Consider the following 6,333-nt stretch of genomic DNA (forward strand, 5'->3'; position numbering starts at 1 on the left):
CTGCGCCCGTAATCATATTTTTTATATAATCTGCGTGTCCCGGACAATCAACATGAGCATAATGTCTAGCAGGTGAATCATATTCAACGTGAGATGTTGCAATAGTGATACCTCTTTCTTTTTCTTCCGGAGCGTTATCGATAGCGGAAAAATCGGTTACTTCTGCTAACCCTTTACCCGCTAATACTTTTGAAATCGCTGCCGTCAAAGTTGTCTTACCGTGGTCAACGTGACCAATCGTACCAATGTTTACATGTGGTTTGGTACGTTCGAAATTAGCTTTAGCCATGTTTCTTAGTTTTAATCGTTAATTATTTATTATTCAAAATTACACATACTATAATGAGCCAACGATGGGAATTGAACCCATGACCTCTTCCTTACCAAGGAAACGCTCTACCCCTGAGCTACGTCGGCTAATTCAATTCATCTACATAGGGTATACTTGAATATGAGCGGGAAACCGGATTCGAACCGGCGACCCTCAGCTTGGAAGGCTGATGCTCTAGCCAACTGAGCTACTCCCGCTTATAATCAAATAATATCCATTATTGACAATGTGTTGTGGGGAGAGAAGGATTCGAACCTTCGAAGGCGTAGCCAACAGATTTACAGTCTGTCCTCGTTGACCGCTTGAGTATCTCCCCTACTCTTTCATCTTAAAAAGAACGTGAGCCGATGGAGGGAGTCGAACCCCCGACCTGCTGATTACAAATCAGCTGCTCTAGCCAGCTGAGCTACATCGGCACATTATTTTCTTATGCTTTCACGCATACCTTTCCCCTAAAAAAAAGGAGTGCAAATGTATAAAACATTTGTATATAACCAAAGCTTCTCAAATTAATTTATTAGATGTTTTCACTTTTCTAGCCACGCGGATGAGCTTGCTTGTGAACATTCTTCAAACGTTCTACCGAATTCTTAGTATAAATCTGAGTTGCTGACAAATTAGCGTGACCCAGTAACTCCTTGATTGCGTTTATGTCCGCTCCATTATTCAACATGTGAGTTGCAAACGTGTGCCTCAAAACATGCGGGCTTTTTTTAGACAAAGTGGTAACCATATTTAAATATTTATTTACAATACGGTAAACTTTTTTCTCATATAATTTCTTTCCTTTCTCATCTTGAAGCAAAAACTCACTTTGCAGGAGGTTTAATTTTATCTTCTCTCTAATATAATTATTGATCAGAATGAGCAATGACTTACCAATTGGTATTATCCTTTCCTTGTTTCTCTTACCTAATACTTTAATTGTAGAGCCATAATTACTTACATCTACAGCCTTAATATTTATCAACTCGGACAACCTAATGCCTGTAGAATAAAACAATTCTAATATTAACCGATCGAGTTCTCCATTAAAATTATCAGGAAATTCCAATTCCTCCAACAAATTAATCATTGCTTCCTCTTCGACGAAGACAGGTAGCTTCTTCGACATTTTAGGCGCAGTAATTTTTAACATCGGATTCGATGTTACTATTTCCATTCTCAATAAATATTTAAAATATGTATTAAGTGTGGCAATCTTTCGATTTACAGTCTTTGTTGATATTACACGTTCGATTAACTCAACAATCCAACTACGGATCATAACGTGACTAACAGTATTTATTTCGGTGATTTCAAAGCAGCTTTCCAAATACGAACTAAACTGATTTAAATCTGTCTGGTACGATACAATAGTGCGTTGCGAATAACGCTTTTCTACTCTAAGATAATCTAGAAATTCTTTCTTATACATAAAACAAAACGAGAAATACTTTACTAAAGTACTCTATTCCTCGGCCTGTCTCAACCCTTGTACGTATGCAGCTTTAGCTTTCTCTTTTCTAAGGATAACCGATTTTTTTGTGAATTGCTTTCGCTCTCGCACTTGCTTCATCACGCCAGTTTTTTCGAATTTCTTCTTAAATCTCTTTAAGGCTCTTTCTACTGGTTCTCCTTCTTTTACTGGTATAATTAACATATCTCGATTTTTGAGTGGCGCAAATGTAAATATTTTTTTTCGACTTATGAACTAGTCTTTCAATATTTGTTTAGCTATTACCATCTTTTGTATTTCCGTTGTTCCCTCACCAATTGTGCACAACTTCGAATCTCTATAAAATTTCTCTACGGGAAACTCTTTAGTATAGCCATATCCTCCAAATATTTGAACTGCTTCATTAGAAACATCTACTGCCACATCTCCAGCATAACATTTTGCAATCGCTGATTCCTTTATAATCTTATGGCCCTTATCTTTCAGATCAGCTGCTTTATAGATTAGCAATTCGGATGCTTCAATTTTCATCAACATTTCAGCAAGTTTAAACGAAATTCCTTGAAAGGAAGAAATTGGTTTTCCAAATTGCACTCTATCCTTAGAGTACTTAACAGACGCCTCGTATGCACCCTTAGCTATCCCCAAACCTAATGCTGCTATAGAGATCCTACCTCCTTCTAAAAGCTTCAATGCCTGAACAAACCCTTCACCAACTTCACCAATTACATTGTCCTTATGCACACGGCAATTCGTGAAAATAATTTCTGATGTTTCAGAGGCCCTCATACCGAGCTTATCTAATTTTTTTCCACCCTCAAAACCTTCTACACCTCTCTCTACAACAAAGGCGGTCATGCCATGAGAATCTCCTTTCTCTCCGGTTCTAATAATTACTACAGCTACATCTGAAGATATTCCATGCGTAATGAAAGTTTTGGTACCGTTTAAAATCCAATGATCGCCATCTTGCTTAGCTGTAGAAATCATACCGCCAGCATCTGATCCAGAAGAAGGCTCAGTTAATGCCCAGGCTCCAATCCACTCGGCAGAAGCCAACTTAGGAAGCCATCTCTTCTTCTGCTCGTCGTTTCCAAACTGGTAAATATGCCCAGAACAAAGTGAGTTATGAGCTGCTACAGATAAACCTATTGAGCCATCAATTTTTGAAATTTCTGAAATTACTGTGACATATTCTTTATAGTTAAACCCTGATCCTCCATATTCTTCAGGAAGAAGAACCCCCATCAAGCCTAACTTCCCTAACTCTTTAAACAGAGGTATAGGGAACTCTTGACTCTCGTCCCATTTCATAATATTTGGACGAATATGTTTATCGCCAAACTTTTTTATCATATCAGCGACCATCTGCTGATTCTCGGAAAGTTCAAAATTCATGTGACTCTATATAATTAGTAGGTAATTGTGCATACTTCGAAAAGTTAAGAAAAGTTTCCCTTAAGACTTCAATACAAGTAATTCGTTATGAATAAAGTTTGATAACGATTGTTGCCCAATCTCACTAAAGCCTTGCTTTAAACGCTTTAAGAGTCTGATTTCAATATTCATAGGAACCATAACATATTCATTGATTTCCTCTGTTTGAAGATTATTCTCAGATACAATCACAACTGGCAAAAACTTCTGAACTGTTCTCCAATATGTACATGTCTGCATTATTTGCTGTACCCTTTTTATTAAAGCATTCGTTTTTTGAAAATTAGATAAACTATTTAGCGATTTTGAAATATTTGAATCGATGTCTTTTCGGCTTGTTTTTAACATTTGATCGTGTATCCCCTTTTGATTTTTTATTAATGAATTTGCATTTCGTTGAATAACCTCAAGATATAATGAAGCCTCTGCAATTTTCCTCTTTACGACCAACGATATAATTGTGAAATCTGAATTTTTCATAACACTAAATATTAAATGAGTAACAATGCAAAAATAATTTACTAAGCTAAGGAGGCTAAGGAATAGGGCTAGCAAGAACACAACTAACACCTTGTAAGTATATCTACACCGTACGAATTAATACGTAGAAAATCTGATATAGTTGAATCTACAGAGCTTTACCAAGAATCAGATAAGGCTTTATTTTTTCAAAAGTCAAGGTATCTAATATTTTAATACTCAACAAGTCGTCAATAGTAGACATATTAGGATGGGTTTGATAATAGTTGCATAAAGCTCTAGATTGATTATAGCTTAAGTAAGGATGACCAGCCAGTCCCTTTATGGAAACTTTTCTCAAATCAATTTGAGTAATTCGATGACTTTCAACCTTAACATAAGGAACGATGGCTGAGAATAGCGTAGAATCTATACCGTACACTTCCCTTAACTGGTCAATATGATCATATCCCCCCAAAAGTTCACGATACTTAATTATCCGTTTTGAAAACACTGTTCCTATACCCTTTAGGCTTTTCAAGCTAGTTGTATCACACCTATTTATATCAATTACCTGAACAACCTTATTCCTTTCTTTAATCGAGGGTACTATCCTCACTTTAGCCTCCTTTGGAGGTATTCTTATAAACCCCTTTAACTCATCATATTTCTGAATAGAAATACTGTACATTTTTTTTAGGTCCTTAGGTTTTCTAAACACACCACCTTTTTCTTCGTACTTCTTAATCACCATTGCTTGTTTTTCCGATAGACCAAGTCTTTTCCAATCTTCAATCGACAAACCGTTGGGGTTAAATTCAAAAAGCGTCTGCTTCTTTTGTTTACCTATAACTTCTTCAATATTATGAGGAACAGATTCAACTTTATGAATTAATGAATCAACATCCGTTTCATAGCTAATTTTCGGCTCCATATTCGAACGGAAAAACAAAAACACTACTAACAGTATTATTAATATTACTAGAGCTATTACACCTTGTTTCTCTCTGTTAGAATAAAAAAAATAAGAATCGATAAATTTGTTTGACATATGAGATGAGAATTGTCTGAGATTGAGAAAATATAATTATTTATAGCTTTTTATTTCACCTGATTTAATTCGACTTAAAAAACTATCAAGGTCCCGTTTGATTTCTGGTAGCAATACGAACATTCCTAAAACGTTAGGGATACACATTGCAAAAATAGCCGCATCTGAAATTCCAATAACTTTATCTAAACTTAAGACAGAGCCAACAACTATTATTAGACAGAATATAATTTTATAACCCAATTCTACTTTTTTTGAATCTCCAAAGAGGAAAGTAACACACTTAAGTCCATAATACGACCACGAGATCATAGTCGAAAAGGCAAACATTACAACCGCTAATGTCAGAATAAACTTGAACCATGGAAATACACTTTCGAATGCAGAAGAAGTCATTTCGATACCACTCATACCTGATTGATCATCGTACACACCCGTTATTACTATAACTAAAGCAGTCATCGTACAAACAATAACAGTATCTATAAAAGGCTCTAATAAAGAGACTAAGCCCTCTGTAATAGGCTCCTTCGTTTTTACCGCAGAGTGTGCAATAGCGGCAGATCCAACTCCAGCCTCATTCGAAAAAGCAGCCCGTTTAAAGCCTTGTATCAAAACCCCTACTACCCCTCCGCTTATACCCTCCGCAGAAAAAGCACCATTAATTATTTTGGCAAAAGCATTTGGGATTTCCTCGAAATTTGAAAACAGAACGACTAATGCTGTTAGGCAATAAATGCCGCACATAACGGGGACGATTTTATCTGTTACTTTAGCGATACTCTTAATCCCCCCGATTATTACAACGCCTACAATAACAGCTAAGACGACTCCAAATAATAAAGAATTCGTTACGAAGTCTGCCGAAGAAAACATAGGAAGATTAACAAACTGTTGGGTTGCTTGATTGATCTGAAACATATTACCACCACCAAACGATCCAAGAATTCCCATTAAAGCAAAGAAAATCGCTAATCCATATCCAATCTTAGCCCATCCATTTCCTTTTTTCTCAAATCCTCTTTTCAAGTAATACATAGGTCCACCTGACACATCCCCATTTTCCTTAACAACTCTATACTTCACCCCTAATGTACATTCAACAAATTTCGAAGACATCCCGAGCAATCCTGCAATGATCATCCAAAAAGTGGCTCCCGGTCCACCTATCGATATAGCCACGGCTACTCCAGCAATGTTACCTAAACCCACAGTTGCAGAAAGAGCAGTAGTTAAGGCTTGAAAATGGGAAACTTCCCCTTTATCATTAGGATTGGTATACTTACCACGTACGATATCAATTGCCAGACGAAACCCTCTTATATTAATAAACTTCAAATAAACGGTAAAGACTAACGCTCCCACCATTAACCATACAACTACAAGAGGAACATTCTCTCCAAACAATTCAACAGAACAAAATATAATTGAAACAATTGCATCGGAAAAAGGACCAACAATGCTATTGATACCATAATCAATGCTTTCTATAAACGATGGCTCATTAGATTCAACATTCGAGAAGGAAATAGTTGAAACGAGACAAAGAATAGCAATCAGTAAGATTCTGCTTGTTCTCATGAACCACTAGTTTTCCAATTGATTTTTAACAATATC

The 6,333-nt window shown here is 36.2% G+C and carries 7 protein-coding genes and 4 tRNA genes; all 11 read right to left on the reverse strand.

From position 1 onward, the window contains the following. Positions 1 to 289, reverse strand: a 289-nt coding sequence (tuf, locus tag HRT72_06740) for an elongation factor Tu (GenBank protein NQY67405.1), incomplete at its 3' end; no start/stop codon positions are given. A gap of 56 nt (positions 290 to 345) precedes the next feature. Continuing rightward, a tRNA-Thr gene (locus HRT72_06745) sits at positions 346 to 417 on the reverse strand. A 37-nt stretch (positions 418 to 454) separates the two neighbouring features. Next, positions 455 to 528, reverse strand: a tRNA-Gly gene (locus HRT72_06750). A 37-nt stretch (positions 529 to 565) separates the two neighbouring features. After that, positions 566 to 647 (reverse strand) — tRNA-Tyr (locus HRT72_06755). 26 nt (positions 648 to 673) lie between these two features. Then, positions 674 to 747, reverse strand: a tRNA-Thr gene (locus HRT72_06760). Between the two features lie 119 nt (positions 748 to 866). After that, a complete protein-coding gene (locus HRT72_06765; protein NQY67406.1) occupies positions 867 to 1,748 on the reverse strand; it encodes a tyrosine-type recombinase/integrase in 882 nt (293 codons plus the stop codon). A gap of 33 nt (positions 1,749 to 1,781) precedes the next feature. Then, positions 1,782 to 1,973: a 30S ribosomal protein S21 gene (locus tag HRT72_06770; GenBank protein ID NQY67407.1), complete on the reverse strand. Its 192-nt coding sequence runs from the start codon at positions 1,971 to 1,973 to the stop codon at positions 1,782 to 1,784. 51 nt (positions 1,974 to 2,024) lie between these two features. After that, positions 2,025 to 3,167, reverse strand: a complete 1,143-nt coding sequence (locus HRT72_06775) for an acyl-CoA dehydrogenase family protein (GenBank protein ID NQY67408.1) — start codon at positions 3,165 to 3,167, stop codon at positions 2,025 to 2,027. Positions 3,168 to 3,227: 60 nt separating this feature from the next. Next, positions 3,228 to 3,686 (reverse strand): hypothetical protein, encoded by a 459-nt coding sequence (locus HRT72_06780; protein ID NQY67409.1) that lies wholly within the window; start codon positions 3,684 to 3,686, stop codon positions 3,228 to 3,230. A 148-nt stretch (positions 3,687 to 3,834) separates the two neighbouring features. After that, a complete protein-coding gene (locus HRT72_06785; protein ID NQY67410.1) occupies positions 3,835 to 4,716 on the reverse strand; it encodes a helix-hairpin-helix domain-containing protein in 882 nt (293 codons plus the stop codon). A gap of 36 nt (positions 4,717 to 4,752) precedes the next feature. After that, complete coding sequence (locus tag HRT72_06790; GenBank protein NQY67411.1) at positions 4,753 to 6,297, reverse strand: alanine:cation symporter family protein; 1,545 nt, start codon at positions 6,295 to 6,297, stop codon at positions 4,753 to 4,755. Between the last annotated feature and the right edge of the window lie 36 nt (positions 6,298 to 6,333).

The sequence above is a fragment of the Flavobacteriales bacterium genome (assembly GCA_013214975.1).
In the GTDB taxonomy this organism is placed as follows: Bacteria; Bacteroidota; Bacteroidia; order DT-38; family DT-38; genus DT-38.

Coding starts and splice junctions, on each gene's coding strand:
- HRT72_06765 (NQY67406.1), bottom strand. CDS start 1,748: ATGTATAAGAAAGAATTTCTAGATTATCTTAGAGTAGAAAAGCGTTAT.
- HRT72_06770 (NQY67407.1), bottom strand. CDS start 1,973: ATGTTAATTATACCAGTAAAAGAAGGAGAACCAGTAGAAAGAGCCTTA.
- HRT72_06775 (NQY67408.1), bottom strand. CDS start 3,167: ATGAATTTTGAACTTTCCGAGAATCAGCAGATGGTCGCTGATATGATA.
- HRT72_06780 (NQY67409.1), bottom strand. CDS start 3,686: ATGAAAAATTCAGATTTCACAATTATATCGTTGGTCGTAAAGAGGAAA.
- HRT72_06785 (NQY67410.1), bottom strand. CDS start 4,716: ATGTCAAACAAATTTATCGATTCTTATTTTTTTTATTCTAACAGAGAG.
- HRT72_06790 (NQY67411.1), bottom strand. CDS start 6,297: ATGAGAACAAGCAGAATCTTACTGATTGCTATTCTTTGTCTCGTTTCA.